Genomic DNA, 18792 nt, shown 5'->3' on the forward strand with positions numbered 1-18792 from the left:
GGAAACTATCGCGTTCGGAGCTGGCTCGAGTCGTCGGAATCAGGAAACGACTGGCGGTGGCGTGCGCTGTCGGCCGGACGAGTGCCAACGAGGACGGCCGACGACACCGCGCGAGGGATGAGCGAGCGGTGCGAGGCCGACCGGAGGGAGGTCTCGAAAGCGAACGGTGACCAACGGGAACCGTGAGCAGCGAGCGAATCGGCTGGGGAGGGCGTGGTCACTCCGTGTTGCTACGATAGCAGGACGGTCGATATCATTGAGCCGCTGTTCACGTCGGGAGCCGCTTTCACACCCGACTGACCAAACGTTGACCGACTAACCAAACGTTGATTCACCGCCCGAGCGAACACCCGTTCATGGAACCACCGTTCGAGCGCCGCATCGCGGCCTGCAAGCGCCGGCTCGCGGCAGACGGAGCCGACCTCGCGGTCTGTTTCCCGAGCCCGAATCTGACCTACCTGACCGGCTTCGAGGAGTCGCCCTCGGAGCGGCACCTACTGTTGTTCGTCCCTCAGGACGGCGACCCCGCGATCGTCGCTCCGGCGATGTACGAGGCGCAACTGTCCGAGCTTCCGATTCCGGACCTCGAACGCCGGTTCTGGACCGACGCGGACGACCCGCTCGAGGCCGTCGCGGCGGTCCTCGAGGACTACTCGCTCGAGCGGGATCAGGGCGGTTCGTCGACGGCGGATCGGGAGCCGCCGACGGTCCTCGTCGACGACCGCATGTGGGCGACGTTCACGCAGGACCTGCGGGAGCTGTGTCCCGACGCCGCGTTCGGACTCGCGGGGGCCGTCTTCGAGCCGCTCCGGATCCGGAAAGACGACGTCGAACTCGAGACACTGCGGCGGGCCGGGGCGATCGCCGACCGGGTCGCGCTCGAGATCCGGGAACGGGGCACCGACCTGATCGGAACGACGGAGGCGGAACTGGCGAGCGAGATCGACCGCCTGCTCGCCGCCGAAGGCGGCGACGAACCGGCGTTCGAAACCATCGTCGCCGCGGGGCCGAACGGCGCGCGGCCGCACCACCACAGCGGCTCGCGGGAGATTAGGGCCGGCGACCCCGTCGTCTTGGACTTCGGGGCCTTCCTCGCGGCCGACCTCGAGGGAAGTGCGGCGACTGCTGTGGGGCGGTATCCGGGCGATCAAACGCGGACGATCGTGGTCGGCGACGAGCCGCCCGCGGCGTACGAGCGCGTCCACGAGACCGTCAGGGAGGCACAGGCGGCCGCCGTCGAGGCGGTCGAACCGGGCGTGACCGCGGGAGCGATCGACCGCGCCGCACGAGGAGTCATCGAGGACGCCGGCTACGGCGACGCCTTCGTCCACCGGACCGGCCACGGCGTCGGCCTCGAGGTCCACGAACCGCCCTACGTCGCCGCGGGCAACGACCGCGAACTCGAGCCCGGCATGGTCTTCAGCGTCGAACCGGGGATCTACCTCGAGGGGCGGTTCGGCGTGCGGATCGAGGACCTCGTCGTCGTGACCGAGGACGGGGCCGAACGGCTGAACGACACGCCGCGGGGCTGGGAGACCGGTCAGTGACGGGTCGTCGGCGAACCGAGTGGGGACGGGACCGGATTCGGGTCGAACGGTGACGAGGCGGACGAACGGGACGGGACACCGAATTTCCGGTGAAATGTCGACGGTAGGGGACTCCCGCTGACGGTTTGACAGGTCGCTACGTGTCGGTCGCTGACCGACACATACCGGTCTCGCGAGTCCGTCACCTGTTCGTGCCGTGCCCGTTCGCGCTGTGCCCACTCGCGTTAGGTTTCGTCGGTTTCGACGAGGACCGTTCGGACGACCTCCGGGTCCTCGAGCAGTTGGTGTTCGGTGTAGCTACCTTCGGCGCTGCCGCCGCTGCGGCGGGTCTGCTCGAGGATGTCGAGGAAAGCGTGTTCCTTCAGGAGATCGCGGACGCGGCGCAGGGAGAGGGGGTCGGAGCCCTCTTGGCGACAGATCTCCTCGTAGACGTCGTAGATCCGCGTCGTCCGGAACCCGTCCTCGTCGGGCGTGTTGAGCGAGAGGACCGCGAGGGCCTGTAACACGTAGCGGGAGTGAGGCGTCGAGCCGCGGATGAGTTCTCGGAACCGGTCGGTCTCGGCCCGCTCGCGGGCCTGGACGACGTACTCCTCGCGGACCGTCTCGTGGCCCTCCGACTGGGCGATCTCGCCGGCGTAGCGCAGGATGTCGATCGCCTTGCGCGCGTCGCCGTGTTCCCGGGCGGCCAGTGCGGCGGCTCGCGGGATGACGGAGGGCTCGAGAACGCCGTCCTTGAACGCGTCGCTGCGGGCCTCCATGATGTCCCGGAGCTGGGTCGCGTCGTAGGGCGGGAAGACGAACTCCCGTTCACAGAGGCTGGACTTGACCCGCTCGTCGAGCCGATCTTTGTACTTGATCTTGTTACTGATCCCGATGACGCCGATCTTGCACGACTCGAGTTTGCCGGCCTCGCCCGCGCGCGAGAGTTGCATGAGTATGTCGTCGTCGTCGAGCTTGTCCACTTCGTCGAGGATAACCAGAGCGACGTCGTACTGGGCGTCCAGCACCGTCCAGAGGCGCTTGTAGTAGGTCGAGGTACTCAGGCCTTTGTCCGGAATTCTGACGTCGGTAATCGTCGGCTCGTTCAACGTGTGCGCGATCGTCTGAACTGCCTGGGTCTCCGTGTTGTCCTGTGCGCAGTCGACGTAGGCGAACGCCGACGTGATTCCCTCGTCCTCTGCCACTCGAACGAGCCGTTCGGAGATATACTTCGCACAGAGGGACTTACCCGTCCCCGTCTTCCCGTAGATGAGGAGGTTGCTCGGACTCTGGCCGAAGATCGCCGGATTGACCGCGTTCGCGAGTTCGGCGATCTCGTCGTCCCGGCCGACGATCCGCCCTTCCTCGGGCAGGTGGTTGATCTCGAGTAGCTCCTTGTTCTCGAAGATCGGGTCGTCGCGAGTGAACAGGTCGTCGCCGGAACTCGACATAGTCGGACACCGGGTTTCCGGTGAAATAGCCCTTCCGTTCCGTACCGACGAGACGAGAGTCGGTCGTACGGATCGTGTTCGGCGTCGAGAGGTCAGTTACGGCCCGAACTGGCGGCCCGATTGTTCCGTCCTCGCCCGGAAACTCGAGGCCGGGACCTCGGTTGCGATCGCTGATCGGTCGCGGACACACACCGTGTTTCCGGTGAAACGGGATAAGTGTGGGGTGGGGCGGAGTCGAAGTCGGGGTTCGTTTCACCGGAAACCAGGTGTGGGACGGCTCGAAATACGGCCGCTCAGGACGGACGAGCCAGCTCGAGTCGAGACGAACGATCGGTTCATCCCTTGCAAGCGCCGCTGGCACAACCCACTGATTCGACTGCATCCACTCTCGATTCCTCTCGAGAATACCTTTCGATTAACCCAATGGGCTATACTCATATCTATCACTTATATGTATCTATAGCAGTAGGGGACAGCAGTCGACTAGTACGGGAACTGCAGTCGACTAATACGGGAACTGTTATGTTCTCTTGGGCATCCAATCAGTCAATTACCCTCTCTCTGGAGGCTACGGTGGCGTCGGGTCTACCGGGTCGCTGCGAGTCGATCGGTCGCCGTGGGCAAACGATCGGTCCGAGTCGATTCACCGAGAACGCATCGAAAGCGAAGCACCTGAGCCACGGACAACTTCACCGGAAACACGGTGTGTCTCCCCACACCGCTCTCGAGCGGTGGCCTCGTCCTGTTTCACCGGAAACACGGTGTGACCGCGCGAGTGGTCGAACTACCGCGCTCATCGAGAGGTGAGTGGTCGAACTCGACCAGGAGTCGGCCGCCACGTCGAGACGGTGGTTCTCACGTCACCGAATCGGTGGCAAAACAGCGCGATCCCGGAAAACAGCGCCGCCCCGGAACGCGAATTCGGGAACACCCCCGCTGATTCACCGGAAACCCGGTGTTCGAACCCGTCGTTTCTGTCGGTTCGGCCCTACGGCTATCGCCGATCCGACCCCACTATGAATCGGACCGGGCCGTGGAGCCCGTATCGGTGCCGAACCAAGTCATCTCCTCGACGATCATTCCTACCCCTCGCTCCTGTCCACTGGAAACTCGATCCTGTCCACCGGAAACCCGGTGTGTTTCCACGTGGCCATGCCAAACTGGTCCCGGTCGTCCCGTCGTATTTCACCGGAAACACGGTGTGGGACACGGCCGCTGGAACCGGTAGTCCGCCGCTCGAGTCCGAACGATAGTAACGGCTGAAACGATTTATACACCGATCTCACGGCCGTCGTGCGATCGGACGTGCAGTGGCGACTATAGCGGGACACGACCCCAGCTGTTCCGGTTCCAGTTCGTCCGAGGGCTCGGGCCGGAACCGTCCGAGAAAGTAGCCGAGAAACGGGGATTAGACGGGCAAAAAACGGGAGTCCGATGGGAACCAGTGGGTCGAGCGATCCCGTACGCCCCGTTCAATAGTAATAGAGTTCGAATTCGTGGCCGCAGTTCCGACATCGGGTTTCCTTCCCAAGTAACCGGTTCGAATCGCTCTCCGCGTGGATTCCCGGCCCCGGCGGCACGGACGCGACGACCGTCGCATCGCACGCCGGGCAGCCGATGTCCATATCCGCATTGCCTGTCAGGGACATGCGTCGGCCGTATTCGGTACTCCCCGATAGTTATCGGAACCGTACGGTACTCTTGCAGTCGGTTTCGAATCGGTTGTCCGTTCGTTTCGGATCGGTTGTCTCCGCTATGATCGGATTTACTCCGCGACGGCGACGCGTCGACCCGAGACCGACGCGGACGCTAACTTGGCCGACAGGAGAACGGTTCTGGGCCGTCAGACCGTGTACGTTACGTCGTCGAATTCGAAAAACGCCGTTTCGTAGCCGTCGTGACGGGACACCTGTGGCGGGGAATCGACGGACACCGTCAGTCGGTCTCCGGCCGCGAGATCGTCGACCGCAAGTCCGTAGTGGTGACCGAATTCGCCGTCTAACGTCTCGGTTAATCGTTCCTCCCGACGGACCGAGCCGTCTCGTTCGAGGGTCGCCGACAGCGACGTCAGCGGGAGGCTAATACCGTGATACGGCGTTCTCAGACAGACCGCTAGGTAGTCGCCACCGTCGGTGAATCGGTCGGCGTCAGTCCTAATCGGGGTGATCGCCGCGTCGCCGCTGCGTTCGGTCCCCAGCGACTCGCCGGGGAGGTCGTCGATCGGCGGCCCTTGCCCCATCGGTGGCATGCCGCCGCCCCCGTCTCCGGACCCGTTGCCGGCCCCGTCATCGCCGTGGGACATCAGGGGCAAGGCCTCGCGGCTCCCTCGCCGGTCCTCGTCGATCGTCTCGAACGAGAGGTCGTTGACCGCCGAGCGGCTGTACTCGAAGTCGACCTCGAGGGTCGCGGCCGACTCGAGTCGACCGTCGAACGTGCCGGTTCGCTCGAGCGAGACGGGACCAGTACGGACGCGGGCGGTGTACTCCCCCTCGCCGGGGAGGCGGATATTATCGCCGTAGTGAAACCCCATCCGCTGGGAGATCATCGGCCACGGCGACGAGCTGCCGGCGTCGACGGGCGACCCGTCTTGTAACACCTCGATGACCGGATCCACCGGAAGGACGGTGTCCGTCTCCTGATCCCAGACGGTCAGCATGAGATGGAGGCTGTCGTCGGCGTCGACCTCGACGAGCTGTTTGCCATCGCTGGTTGCCTCGACGGTCCAGAATCGATGCGGAAATGTGTACGAGAGCCCGAGAGCGTAATCTCCGTCGCTGTCCATGCCGTACATGCCCATCTCTTCGAGCGACGCCGGCAGGTAGACGGCGTCGGGACGGTCTTCGACCAGCGGCGGATTCGCCCACGCCGATTCCTCCTCGAAGCCAAGCCCCTCGAGACAGCCGGCGAGACCGGCGGTTCCGACCGCTCCGATCCCGGCCACGCCGCGGAGGTAACGCCGACGGTTCATCGACAGACGGTTGGCAACCGGTGATAAAACGCCTGTTGGTTCACCAGTCGAACGGTCGATGGATATCTCACGATCGTGACCACGCGCCCTCTCGGAGACTGGTTCGAGTCGGGACCGAGCGCCCGCTCTTCGGGAACCGAACCAATGAACATTTCATCGGCCCACCCTTCCGATCGAGTATGGACCGGCGAACATACCTCGGTACGGCCGGGATCGCGGGACTCACCAGTATTGCCGGCTGTCTCGGTGAGGCGCTTGGAGGAAACGGGAACGACGACGGGGACGCGGGCCATCCCGACACCGTTCTCGGACCGCCGGAGACGGACCTCAGTGAGGCGACTCATCCGAGCTACGGGGACGAGTACCCGTCGGTCACGCTGCCGGACCCCCTCTCCGACGAGACGGTGTCCGTCGAGCAGTTCGAGGGGGACCGCACCGTGTTGATGACGTTCATCTATACGAACTGTCCGGACGGGATGTGTCCCGCACTGACGTTGCGACTGCAACGCGCACAGAAGGCCGCGGTCGAAAACGGGTACGAGGACGAGGCGGAGTTTCTCACGATGACGTTCGATCCCGAACGGGACACCGCGGAGCAACTACGGACGTTCGCCGACCGACGCAGCGTCGATTACGACGCCGAGAACTGGCATTTCCTGCGGCCCGAGAGCTACGAGACGGCTCAGTCGATCATCGGAGAGACCTACGGACTCCCCGAGGAGTCGCTGGAAAAGAACTACGACCACGACTACGAGAACGTCGAGTACACCTTCCCGCATCTCCCCTATATTTTTCTCGTCAACGAATCGGGAATCGTCGAACGCGTGTACGTCAGAGGGCACTCGGTCGAGGTATCCCGCCTCATCGACGATTTCGAAACGGTGGTGAACGGCTAGATGCGCAGGCGGGAACTACTCGCCGGCATCGGTAGCCTCGGTGTGGTCGGTGGCGCGAGCGCGGTCGCTATCGTCGGTGTCCCCTCGTTCGGGAGTAGCGAAGACGCCGACCCCGTCGACCCACAGACGGTGGAGACGATCGAGGCACCGGGTAGCGAGGCCGGCGAGGTACGCGTGCCGGCGTCCGATCAGCCGACCTTCATCGACTTCTTCGCGACGTGGTGTCCGCCCTGTTCCGAGCAGATGCCCGATCTCATCGAGGCCCACGAGCGAGTCGGTGACGACGTGTTGTTCATGTCGGTCACGAACGAGAACGTCGGCGGCTCGGTCACGAGAGAAGAGGTCGTCGACTGGTGGGAAGAACACGACGGGAACTGGACGCTCGGCATCGATCCGGTCAGGGACCTGAGCGCCCAGTACTCGATCGGGGGACTTCCCTACGCCGTCGCGATCGACGCCGACGGACGCGTTCAGTGGTCCGACAGTGGGCAGAAGTCCGCCGACGAGTTCGTCGACGGCATCGAACGGGCGATCGAGAACTAACATGGTCGACGCCACACTCGCAACCTCGATCGCGTTCGGACTGACCTCCGGAATCGCGACGTTTTTCTCGCCGTGTTCCTACCCGCTCTTGCCCGGCTACGTCGGCTTCTACGTCAGCCAGACCGACGGCGACCGCGCATCGCTCGGCGGCGCGCTCAGCCGCGGGCTGATCGCCGGCCTTGGGGTATTAATCACCTTCGGCGTCTTGCTCGGCGCGACGTTCTGGGTGGGCCACTCGACGCTGTCGGCCGTCACCTGGTTCGAGGTCGTCGCCGGCGTCGTCCTGATCGCGTTCGGCCTCCTGATCGTCTTCGATCGCGCCCCGTCGCCGTCGGTCGCGCTCCCCAAGCGGCGCTCGAGCGTCCTCGGGTTCGGGATCTTCGGGATCGGCTACGCGCTGGCGGCGGCCGGCTGTGTCGCGCCGGTGTTCTTCGGCGTGGTCACCCGCGCGCTGTCGCTGCCGACGACCTCGGCGGCGGTCCTGCTGGGGACCTACGTCGGGAGCTTCGTCGTGTTGATGGTGTCGCTGACCGTCGCGACCGGGATGGGACTGGTCGCGGGCGCGGGCCGGCTCGCGGCCTACACCGGGCTGCTCAAACGGATCGCGGGCGTCGTCATGATCGTCGCCGGGATCGGACAGCTGTACCTCGCGATCGTCGTCCTCGACGCGATCGATCTCGCCGCGCTGGTTCCCTGAGCGTCGTTCCGACCGTCGGCCCACTTCTCACTCGAGTCCCCGCCCCGTCCGAGCAGGCAACGGCAGGTCCGGAACCTATGCCGCCGTCTCCCGAATCCAGGGACATGTATCAGGATCTGCTGCTCGCGACCGACGGCAGCGACGCCGCACGGCCAGCGACCGACCACGGGATCGAACTCGCGCACCGACTCGACGCGACGCTGCACGTCCTGTCGGTCTCGGAGGACGGGCCACAGGCGACGGAGAAACAGGATCGACTTCGCTCCGATCCGGAGGACGAGGCCGCGGGGGCCGCCGAACGCGCTCGAGAGGCCGCTGAACGCGACGGGGTCGAGGCGACGACGGACGTTCGCCACGGCGTTCCGCAGGAGCAGATCGTCGACTATGCGGAGACGAACCCGGTCGACATGATCGTCGTCGGGACGGCCGGTCGGTCCGGGCTCGATCACCTGATTTCGGGCAGCGTCGCCGAGGAGATCGTCCGGAACGCGCCGGTACCGGTGCTGACGGTCCGCGAGCAACCCTGACCGCGCCCCCGCGGTGTCCCCGGTTCGCTCGCCGATGCCGACCACTGAGACGGTCCCGACAGCGGTCTCCGTGGCTAATCCGGTGCTACCCACCGGTACGAGATCGATACTTAACACGCCCGGAGACGTTGGAATCGCTACTGTGACCGCTCGAGCCCGGCGTGTCTCGCCGTCACGGCGGTACTCCTCGGAGGTGATCGCCGGGTGAGCGACGCGACGACGACCGCCGTCGGCGATTCGCCGTGTATCCTGATCGTCGGCGACTCCCGGTCGGCCGACGACGCGATGGACGCCCTCGCCGGGACGTTCGCGGAGCGATCGCTGCTGCGGGCGCGAACGGCCGCGGACGCCCGCGAGCGCCTGACCGAGCGTGACGTCCACTGTCTGGTCTGTCCCTTCGACCCCGACGAGCGCTCGGACTCCCCCTCGCTCCTCGAGCGGCTGGCGGACCGAACCGACGCGCCGATCGTCGCGCTCGCCGACGGGGATGACGCCGATCGCGCGCTCGAGGCGGGTGCCAGCGATGTCGTGAGCGACGCGTCGGCGACCGTCCTGCGGACCCGCGTTCGAAACGCCGCCGACCGCGAGCGGTATCGCCGCGCCGCGTCCGCGGCCGCTCCGCGGCACCGAGCGGTCCTCGAGTCCGCCGACGCGGTCGTCTGGGTCGTCGACGCCGAGGGGGCCGTCGAGTACACGACGCCGGCCGTCGAGTCGCGACTGGGGTACACGCCCGCCGAACTCGAGCGAACGGCGCTGACGCGGCTCGTCCACCCCGACGACCGCGAGGCGGTTCGCGAGGCCGTCGCGACCGCCGCCGCGGGTCCGACCGGGACGACCGAGCGGGCCAGCGTTCGGCTGGGCCACGCCGACGGCACCTGGCGGGTCGCGACGCTTAGCTGTACCAACCGGCTCGCGGATCCGGCCCTCGAGGGAGTCGTCGTGACGCGGACGGGCGCGGAACCGCCCACCGACGCCGACGGTTCCGATCCCGTCCGCACGGGCCTCGATCGACTCGCGGACCCGGTTTTCGTCCTCGGTGCGGACGACGACGTACAGTACGCCAACGCGGCAGCCAGCCGGTTCGTCCGGCGGTTCGATTCGACGACGGCCGACGAGCCGCTCCCGGCGGGTACCGTCCTCTGGGACCGGCTGCCGGACGCCCTCAGTCGATCCCTCTCCGAACGCGTCCGGGAGGCCGAACGGACCGGCTCGGTCACCGCCGTCGAGACGACCGTCCCCTCGCTCGAGGAGCCGGTCGCGGTCGCCGTCCATCCCGGCGACGACGGCGTGACGATCCACGTCCGGGACCGGGCCGCGGACGCCGTGCGGACGGAGCGGGACCGCCTCGCGCTCCTCGAGTCGGTCGTCGACGCGGTCGACGTCGGGATCGCCGTCCTCGAGGGGTCGACGATCCGGCTGGCGAACCCGGCGTTGCTGGAACTGGCCGATACGGAGTCGCTGGTCGGTCGGGACCTCGAATCGGTGTTCGACGACGACCTCGCGGCGGCGGTGCTGAAGCGGGCCGACTCGCCGGTCGTCAGGTGGCTGGAACCCGTCTCGGGGACGCTCGCGACCGAGCCACCGCGCTCGGTTGACGTTTCCGTCGCACCGTTGTCTTCCGGCACCGACCGCGACGCGTCGACGGCGGCTCGAACGCTCTGTGTCGTCCGCGACGGCCGGAGGTCACGGACGAGCGCGGTGTCGATGCTCCGTCGAACGACAGAGGTACTCGCCAGTGCCGAAACTCCCTCGGCCGTCCGAACGGCGGTCGTCGACGCCGTCGGCGAGTGGGTCGGGGCCGACGTCGCCGTCTGGTACCGCGGAACCGACGACGACCTTCGGCCGGCAGCCACCGTGACGGCCGACCACACTGGCAGCGACGACGCGTCGATCGAACCGCCGGCGATCGACCCCCGCGGGACGCGCCTCGAGTCCATCCGCGAGGCGGGCGAGCCGACCGTCGACGACCGCGAGGCGTTTCCCGACACGCTCGCCCGCACCGGGCTCCGGGCCGAGCGGGTCCTCGCAGTGCCGGTCGGCTCCGACGGGGTCGTCCTCGCGACCAGCGCGGAGCCGACGGCGTTCGACGGCGTCGACGTCGACGCGCTCGCGGCGCTGTCGACGGTCGCAGCGCTCGCACTCGAGGACCGCGACCGTGCCGCCGCCCTTCGGACCTGCCGTCACGAACGCAACCGACTCGAGACGGTCGTCGACCGGGACGAGCGACTGTGGGCCCTCGGCCGGTCGCTACTGGCGGCTGAGACTCGCGAGGCCGTCGAGACACGGCTCTGCGAGGGAGTGGCCTCGCTTCCGTTGCCGGCTGCGACCGACGGCGTCGCGCTCGCCTGGGTCGGTCGCGTCGACGACGGCCGCGAACGGATCGTTCCGGTGGCGTGGGCCGGTCGCGACGCGGCGTTCCTCGAGTCGGCGACGGTGGCGCTGGACGGGAGCGAGGGGACGCCGACTCACGCCGCGGCGACGACCCGCGAGGCGGTCGTGATCGACGATCTCGCGACCGACGACACGATGGATGCCGAGACGACCGACCACGCCGGCGAGGACTCGTGGCGGCGACGCCTGCGCGATCGCGGGTTCCGATCGGCGCTGAGCGTTCCCCTCACCGCTGACGAGTTCCGCTTCGGGGCGCTGACCGCGTACGCGACGCGGCCGGGACCCTTCGACGAGCGGACCCGCCGGGCCTGTACGCATCTCGGGGCGATCGCGGGCGCCGCGATCGGTGCGATCGAGACGAAAGCGGCGCTGCTCGCCGACCGGGTGACCGAACTCGAGGTCGTCTGCCGGGACGAGACCGAGCCGCTGTCGTCGCTCGCCGGCCGACTCGAGCGGCCGATCGACGTTCGGGCCGTGATCCTGCGGTCGACGGACGGCTCGACGGTGTACTGTTCGGTGTCGGGCGACGATTCGGACGCGATCCGGTCCCGAGTCGCGGCCGCGTCGACGGTCGAATCGGTCGCGATCGCCGGCGACGCCGACGACCGGACGACCCTCGAGATCGTCTTCGCCGCGCCCACCGTCGCCGGGACCGTCGCGGCCCACGGCGGCGTCCTCCGGTCGCTCGAGCCGGTCGACGACCGGACCCGGCTCACGATCGAACTCGGCGAGCCCGTCGACGTCCGCGCGTTCGTCCGGGCCCTCGAGCGGCGGCATCCGGGGACGGAACTGATCGCGCGCCGAACGCGGGAGCGGCCGCCCCGGGCCGCGGGAGCGATCGACGACCTCGCCGAGCGCCTCTCGGAGCGACAGCAGCGGACGCTCGAGGCGGCCTACCACGGCGGGTTCTTCGAGTGGCCTCGCGACCACACCGGCGAGGAGATCGCGGCCACCCTCGGAATCTCCCAGCCGACGTTCAGTCGCCACCTCCGACTGGCCCAGCGGAAACTGTTCGCGTTGCTGTTCGACGACGCCGACGAGGAGTGATCGATCGCCGTCGGCCGAACTGGCGGACTCGCTCGCACCACTCCGAGCAGCGGTGACCGGGCCGACCCAACTAGCATCGGTCACCGGTCCGACCCGGATAGCGTCGGTGACCGGCCGGACGTATTACGGTCTTACCGGACCGATCCGTCGGGTAACAGACTCTTTCCGGCTCGAGCCGAACCAGACAGCGAACTGACTAATGAATACGTATTGACGTCGGCTCCCCGTCCGGTTCCGTGTATAGCATCTACGACCATGTACTCGGCTCCTAATGAGCCATTCAATGAGTGCGTTCGAGGTAAGAATTGATTACAGCCGCCGTCCGGGTGGCCGGGGGATGGTCCCGTGAGCATCGAGATCGCCGACGCCGAGGACCGTCCGGAGCCGGTGACCGACGCCGACGCCGACGCCGACGGAACCGATGCCGACGCGAGCAGCGTTCGCTCGACGGCAGAGGGCGGTATCGTCGCCCAGCTCCGGCTCGATCACCCGCGGCTGTTTCTGGCCCCCTCGCTCCGTCGGGCCCCGGACGTCACCGTCGAACCCGACTACTGGACCGAGCCCGAACCCGGCCGAACCGTCGTGTTCGTCACGGCCCACGGAACCGACCTCGAGGCGTTCGAGGCCGGACTCGAGATCGACCCTACCGTCACCGATCCCGTCCTCGTCGACCGCTACCCCGACAGGCTGGTCTACCGGGTGACCCTCACCGACCGCGCGGTCACGTTCACCGCCGCGACCGCCGCCGTCGGCGGTCGCCTCCTCGATTGCTCGAGCTGTCGGGCCGGCTGGCAGGTTCAGCTCCGCTTTCCCGACCGAGATCGGCTCGTCTCGTTCAACGACTACTGCCGCGATCGCGACGTGTCGGTCACCGTCGACCACCTCCGGGTATCCGACGAGGACGACGACGGCGTCGTCGCCCTGACCGACAAACAACAGGAACTGCTCACCGTTGCTCACGAGGAGGGGTACTTCGAGGTGCCACGTGGCATCTCTCAGGAGGAACTCGCACGGCGACTCGGCGTCTCGAAGTCGGCCGTCTCCCAGCGACTGCGACGGGCGATCGGCGAACTCTGCGCACAGACGCTCTAACTGCGCCGCAGGGCCGGCCGGCGTTACGTGTCGTTGCCGTCCGGTCCCACCGCTTCCCGGTCGAGCGACGGGGGGTACGTACGCGCGAGAAAACCGAAATATAAGCAGTTCGACGACCCCGCGATCTCGAGCGATTCGGGGTTCCGACCGCCTGCTGACGCGTTACTCGTCGTCTTCGTCGTCTTTCATCGCACCGAGCTGGTCGACCAGCTCGTCCGTCGACACGTCGGACTCGAACGACATCTCGCCCTGGTGGTCGTTTTCGTGGACGTTGACGGCTTCGACGTCCTCGTCGTCGTCGGCAGTCTGCTCTTTTTGTTCGGATTCGTCGTAGCTACCAAAACCCATACGCATCCGTTCGCAGCCACTGCAAAAGGTGTGCCGGTTTTGCCCCTTTTCTGTCAACACGGCTGTAACTGTCCGAAAACCGGCCGGTCGGTTTCTACTCCTTACCGATCGTTTCGCCGTCCGTACCCGATCTGTGGCTCCCTGTTCGTTTTCCGTACTTTTCACCGTCGTCCGACGCCTTCGGCAAAACCGCTCGAGTGCGCGGCCGGGACTGACGGTTCGGTCGTGCTAGCGACTCGATACGGAGTTCCGTCCCCCGACATTCGCACCGGCGGAACCGGGACTCAGGCCTCGAGTACCTGGAGATTACGGCGTTCAGTAGTCCGTCTATAGTAATGAGTTCGGGAGCGGTGCCTTGGCTCATGGTCGCGTACCGGTTGTCATCTCGCACACTCGCTTTGGATCACTGTGCTAGCAGGCCACGTCACTCCTCGCTGTCGGAGCCGAGTCGGGCCGTCGCTGCACGCGCAACTACCGTGATCGGGCCACACGAACGTCACCACCGGCCCGACGGGGGGTGAGCCGCCGATGTGTGGCATCATCGGCCGCGTCGGCGACGGCAACGCCCTCGAGCCGCTGTTGACGGGACTGGAGAACCTCGAGTACCGGGGCTACGACTCCGCGGGCGTCGCCGTCCAGAACGGCTCCGGCATCAACGTCGAGAAACGCTCCGGAAAGGTCGAGGAACTGAAATCGTCGATCGGCGACCCGCTCCAGGGGGAAGTCGGAATCGGCCACACCCGCTGGAGTACACACGGGCCCCCGACCGACGCCAACGCCCATCCGCACACCGACGAGAGCGAGGACGTCGCCGTCGTCCACAACGGCATCATCGAGAACTACACCGAACTCAGAGAACGGCTCGCGGCCAACGGCTACGAGTTCACCAGCGACACCGACACCGAAGTCATTCCGCATCTCGTCCAGTACTACCTCGACGCCGGCTACGACAGCGAGCGGGCGTTCCGCCAGGCCATCGACGAACTCGAGGGCAGTTACGCCGTCACCGCGATGATCTCGGGCGAACACGTCCTCTACGCGGCCCGCCGCGGGTCGCCGCTGGTCGTCGGCATGGAGGACGGCGAGTACTTCCTCGCAAGCGACGTCCCCGCCTTCCTCGAGTACACGGACAGCGTCATCTACCTCGAGGACGGCGACGTCGTCGTCGTCGACGCGGACGGCGTCGAGTTCACCGACCTCGAGGGGAACTCGGTCGTACGCGAACCCGAAACCGTGGATTGGGACCCCGAACAGGCCGGCAAGGGCGAGTACGACCACTTCATGCTCAAGGAGATCCACGAACAACCCACGTCGCTGTCACAGGCGATCGAGGGTCGGATCGATCCGGTCGACGGTCGGATCGCGCTGGCCGATTTCGAACCCGGGACCTTCGCCGACGTCGACAGCGTCCAGTTCGTCGCCTGCGGGACCTCCTATCATGCCGCGCTGTACGGTTCGTTGGCGCTGAATCAGGCGGGTATCCGGTCGACCGCCCTGCTGGCCAACGAGTACAGCGTCTCGTCCCCGCCGATCGACGACGACACGCTGGTGATCGCGGTCTCCCAGAGCGGGGAGACGGCAGATACCCTCGCCGCGCTCCGGCAGGCCGCCTACGAGGGTGCGGACACCCTCGCCCTGACGAACGTCGTCGGGTCGACGGCCGCCCGCGAGGCCGACGACGCGCTGTTCATCCGGGCCGGCCCGGAGATCGGGGTCGCCGCGACCAAGACCTTCTCCTCGCAGGCGGTCATGCTCACGCTGCTCGCCCAGCGCATCGCCGCCGATCTGCAGGGCGAGCCGCCGGCCGACCTCGAGGCGCTCCTGCCGGAACTCGAGTCGATGCCGGCGGCCATCGACGAGGTTCTCGCCGAGTCGGCCGCCAAGGACATCGCGAGGCGGTACAGCGACAGCGAGGCGTACTTCTTCATCGGCCGCGGGCTCGGCTACCCCGTCGCCCTCGAGGGTGCGCTGAAGTTCAAGGAGATCACCTACGAACACGCCGAGGGCTTCGCCTCGGGCGAACTCAAACACGGGCCGCTGGCACTGGTGACGCCGGAGACGCCGGTATTCGCCATCTTCACCGGGGAGGAAGACGAGAAGACGCTGAAAAACGCCGAAGAGGCACAGACCCGTGGCGCGCCGGTGATCGCGGTCTGTCCCGACGATCACCCGGCCGTCGAGGCCGCCGACGACCATCTTTCGATCCCCGACACCGAACCCGATCTGGCGGGCTTGCTCGCGAACGTCCAGCTCCAGCTGGTGTCGTATCACGCCGCCGACCTCCTCGACCGTCCCATCGACAAGCCGCGGAACCTGGCCAAAAGCGTCACGGTCGAGTAGGCGGTCCCGGCGACTCCCGTCGGTCCCCATTTTCACGGCCGGTCGTCTCCGGTTTCGACTCACTCGTGGCCGTTCTCGACTTCGCGACGGCGAAAAACCCGATCGGTCGGTCTCGAGCAGGGGTCATCGAGGCCGCAGGACCCGAGGCCACCCCCGTAGCCCGGTCCACACGGCGCCGTCGATCGCGACCCGTACTCGAACGACGTCGGAGTCGAACGCGGAGGGTCACGCTGCCGATCGAGGCCGCCGGTGACGATCACCGGAACTGTGGGTATCGATCGATACCCTCCAGTTAGTCTAGGTGTTCGCTGCCCGTATAAATGACACACCTGATAGCTACGGGCCCGGCTCCGCCGCTCGCCGATCGGTCACGATCCGACCGGCTCGCGACGAGTCGGGTCCCGGTCGACGGCCTCGTGGCGACGTTTCACACCACGGATCGGGAAGCCGTTCGCTCGTGGGAGTGCGGGCGGCTTTCGGCGGCGATAAAGACGTTGTTACTCGCGTTTAATACTGTATTTCTCGCTGCTCAGCGGCTCATACTCCCGATCCTCGAACAGTCATCTGACTCGAGCCGTTCCGGGACCGCGTCGCGGTCTCCGGCTACGACCGGCATTATGCGGTCTATAGTAAATACCGTTCTGTCGCTACGGGCTGTTGATGTCGACGGATCCATCCGCCAACTGGACGCCCATGACGTCCGGCCAGCAAACGACAGCCCCCCGATGTGTCAACTGCGGTAATCAGGTGACCCGTCAGTTCGCTCGCGTGTTCGGCGACAACCGCGACGTCGTCCACGCCTGTCCTGACTGTGCGACCTACCGCGAGATGAAGACCTCCGATTTCATCCCGAAGGAAGCCAGATAATCACTATTTTCGCCGTCGCTCGTGATCGTCGTCACATCGTTCCCGCCCACACCTCGCGTCGCGCCCGTTCTCTCCCGTCGTCTGTCGCCGCCTACGTCGACGAAGCGATGGCCTCGTCGAGCAGCGACCGGGCGGTGTCGAACAGGCCGTCGGCGTCGGCCGGTGATCGCGCTTCCGCAGTGACCCGGATCAGCGGCTGGGTACCGCTCGCACGAAGCAGGAACCAGCCCGCCCCGGTCTCGACTCTGACGCCGTCGAGCGTTTCGATCTCGTCGTATCGCTCGTCGACCCGCCGTCGGACGGCGGCCATCACGGCTCGCTTGTCTTCGACCTCGATCGACGTTCGCCGGATCGGATACCGCTCGATTTCGCCGACGAGATCCGACAGCGCCCCCCGCTCCGCGACCAGTTCGACCAGTTTACAGGCGGCAAGCGGGCCGTCGGGACACCGCGTTTCTGTCGGCCAGATCCACGCGCCGCTCGGTTCGCCGCCGAAGACCACGTCCGGTTCGGTCGTCCGCTCGGCGACGTAGACGTCCCCGACCTGCGTTCTGGTCACCGACGCGCCGACCGCCGCGAGTGCGTCGTCGACCGCGAGGCTGGTATCGACTGGCGCGGCGACGCGGTCGCCCTCGCCGGCCGCGTCGCGGGCGAACAGCGCGAGGAGGACGTCTTTCGGGACGAGGGCACCGGTCCCGTCGACCGCCAGCATCCGGTCCGCGTCGCCGTCGTGGGCGAGTCCGATCTCCGCGTCGGTCTCCGCGACCAGCGTCGACAGCGTCTCGAGGGTCTCGGCGGTCGGCTCGCTCGGCCGCCCGGGGAACGAGCCGTCCCGCTGTCCGTCGAGCGTCCGTACTCGACAGCCCAGTTCGTCGAGTACCGACGCCGTCACCTCGCCGGTTCCGTTGCCGATATCGACGACGACGCCGGGGGTCCGCTCGAGGTCGACCGCCGCTCCGAGCGCGTTGGCGTGGGACTCGCGAACACCCTCGCGACGGACCCGGTCGCCGACCCCGTTCCAGTCGGCCAGTTCGTAGTCGTCCTCGCGAACCCGTCGTTCGATCGCCTCGCGCTGGTCGGGGCCGAAGGCCTTCCCCGACGGGGTCCAGAGCTTGATCCCGTTGTCCGTCGCCGGGTTGTGCGACGCCGTTATGACGACGCCCGCCTCAGCCTCGAGGCGATCGATCGCACGGGCGACCGTCGGCGTCGCCTCGACGCCCACCGTCACGACGTCGGCGCCACACTCACACAGTCCCGCCGCGACGGCGTCGACGAGCATCGCCCCGCTCTCGCGGACGTCCCGCCCGACGACGACGCGGTCGTGTCCCTCGGACGCGACCGCGCGACCGACCTCGAGGGCGGTCGCCGCCGTCACCTCGTCGCCGACCCGGCCGCGAATACCGCTGGTTCCGAACATACGATTCTCTGAGTCGGGCGAGCGCCTTACTATGTGTGGATTAACCGGCCGGCGAGTGGTGTGCGTCGGCCGAGATCGCCCTTTTCGCGGGCGTTCGTGGGCGGCCGTCCGCGTCCGGTCGCGTATCACGTCGATGCGACCGGTTAGCATCCGCCTGTCTGGCTGAACTGTCTGGGCCGTATATATGACCGACGCGGGTAGGTTCGAACAGCATGGGACCGACACAGCCAGCGGCCGTCCGATCGAGTCGAACCGTATGAGCGCGACCGAGTCCGACACCCGCGGTGACGACCCCGGGACCGACGTCTCGCTCGACGACCTCCCGCCAAGTTCGAAACTCGTCTACAAGGTCCTCGAGTACGAGGAACCGCTCACACAGGAGGGTATCGCGACCGAATCGCGACTCTGTCCCCGAACCGTTCGCTACGCCCTCGGGAAACTCGAGGAGCGGGAACTGGTCGACAGTCGCGTCTGTCTCGAGGACGCGCGCCAGTCGACGTACCGGATCCTCGAGTAATCTCGACAGCCTCCGTTTCGCCGGCGCTGCCGCGTTATCAGGAGCGAATAGTACGACTTCGGCATTCGACAATGCGATCGTAACCGAATCGAGTAACCCGGAGACGACGGTTGCGGACCGGCCGAGGCACGCGCCGTGTTCGGAGTCCCCGATTCCATGTCACTG

The 18792-nt window shown here is 66.9% G+C and carries 14 protein-coding genes; 10 read left to right on the top strand and 4 right to left on the bottom strand.

The annotated features are described in order from the left end of the window. Positions 1-356 precede the first annotated feature (356 nt). Positions 357-1547 carry a M24 family metallopeptidase gene (locus tag A6E15_RS05110; protein WP_076144350.1) on the top strand — a complete coding sequence of 397 codons (1191 nt, stop codon included), beginning with the start codon at positions 357-359 and terminating at the stop codon, positions 1545-1547. 224 nt (positions 1548-1771) lie between these two features. On the opposite strand, the gene A6E15_RS05115 is transcribed toward A6E15_RS05110, so the two are convergent. Together A6E15_RS05115 and A6E15_RS05120 are read right to left on the bottom strand one after the other, a co-directional pair. Continuing rightward, positions 1772-2977, bottom strand: coding sequence for a Cdc6/Cdc18 family protein (locus A6E15_RS05115; RefSeq protein WP_076144353.1), 1206 nt, complete (start codon positions 2975-2977; stop codon positions 1772-1774). Positions 2978-4820: 1843 nt separating this feature from the next. After that, positions 4821-5945, bottom strand: coding sequence for a DUF7350 domain-containing protein (locus A6E15_RS05120; RefSeq protein ID WP_076144355.1), 1125 nt, complete (start codon positions 5943-5945; stop codon positions 4821-4823). Positions 5946-6124: 179 nt separating this feature from the next. Here A6E15_RS05120 and A6E15_RS05125 point away from each other — a divergent pair, with 179 nt between their 5' ends. From A6E15_RS05125 to A6E15_RS05150, 6 genes are all read left to right on the top strand, one after another. Continuing rightward, the gene (locus tag A6E15_RS05125) at positions 6125-6841 is read left to right on the top strand and encodes an SCO family protein (RefSeq protein WP_076144358.1); all 717 of its coding nucleotides are present in this window, start codon (positions 6125-6127) and stop codon (positions 6839-6841) included. Continuing rightward, entirely contained in the window at positions 6842-7384 is a 543-nt protein-coding gene (locus tag A6E15_RS05130; protein ID WP_076144360.1) for a TlpA family protein disulfide reductase, read from the top strand. Between the two features lies 1 nt (position 7385). Further along, positions 7386-8081, top strand: a complete 696-nt coding sequence (locus A6E15_RS05135; protein WP_076144363.1) for a cytochrome c biogenesis CcdA family protein — start codon at positions 7386-7388, stop codon at positions 8079-8081. A gap of 104 nt (positions 8082-8185) precedes the next feature. Next, a complete protein-coding gene (locus A6E15_RS05140) occupies positions 8186-8608 on the top strand; it encodes a universal stress protein (protein ID WP_076144366.1) in 423 nt (140 codons plus the stop codon). Positions 8609-8812: 204 nt separating this feature from the next. Continuing rightward, positions 8813-12046 carry a bacterio-opsin activator domain-containing protein gene (locus tag A6E15_RS05145; protein ID WP_076144369.1) on the top strand — a complete coding sequence of 1078 codons (3234 nt, stop codon included), beginning with the start codon at positions 8813-8815 and terminating at the stop codon, positions 12044-12046. Between the two features lie 345 nt (positions 12047-12391). Next, the gene (locus A6E15_RS05150) at positions 12392-13138 is read left to right on the top strand and encodes a helix-turn-helix domain-containing protein (protein WP_076144372.1); all 747 of its coding nucleotides are present in this window, start codon (positions 12392-12394) and stop codon (positions 13136-13138) included. Positions 13139-13300: 162 nt separating this feature from the next. Here the strand turns inward: A6E15_RS05150 and A6E15_RS05155 are convergent, their stop codons facing one another. Then, the gene (locus A6E15_RS05155; protein WP_066296993.1) at positions 13301-13486 is read right to left on the bottom strand and encodes a DUF5786 family protein; all 186 of its coding nucleotides are present in this window, start codon (positions 13484-13486) and stop codon (positions 13301-13303) included. A 528-nt stretch (positions 13487-14014) separates the two neighbouring features. Between A6E15_RS05155 and glmS the strand changes: the two genes are divergently transcribed. Continuing rightward, a complete protein-coding gene (glmS, locus tag A6E15_RS05160; protein WP_076144373.1) occupies positions 14015-15826 on the top strand; it encodes a glutamine--fructose-6-phosphate transaminase (isomerizing) in 1812 nt (603 codons plus the stop codon). A gap of 660 nt (positions 15827-16486) precedes the next feature. Then, a complete protein-coding gene (locus A6E15_RS05170) occupies positions 16487-16693 on the top strand; it encodes a DUF7563 family protein (RefSeq protein ID WP_066296984.1) in 207 nt (68 codons plus the stop codon). Between the two features lie 91 nt (positions 16694-16784). On the opposite strand, the gene glmM is transcribed toward A6E15_RS05170, so the two are convergent. Further along, on the bottom strand, positions 16785-18110 hold the full coding sequence (glmM, locus tag A6E15_RS05175; RefSeq protein ID WP_076144377.1) for a phosphoglucosamine mutase: 1326 nt from the start codon (positions 18108-18110) through the stop codon (positions 16785-16787). 256 nt (positions 18111-18366) lie between these two features. Between glmM and A6E15_RS05180 the strand changes: the two genes are divergently transcribed. Beyond that, the gene (locus A6E15_RS05180; RefSeq protein WP_076144380.1) at positions 18367-18627 is read left to right on the top strand and encodes a MarR family transcriptional regulator; all 261 of its coding nucleotides are present in this window, start codon (positions 18367-18369) and stop codon (positions 18625-18627) included. Positions 18628-18792 lie beyond the last annotated feature (165 nt).

This window comes from Natrinema saccharevitans (assembly GCF_001953745.1).
GTDB classification, from domain to species: Archaea; Halobacteriota; Halobacteria; order Halobacteriales; family Natrialbaceae; genus Natrinema; species Natrinema saccharevitans.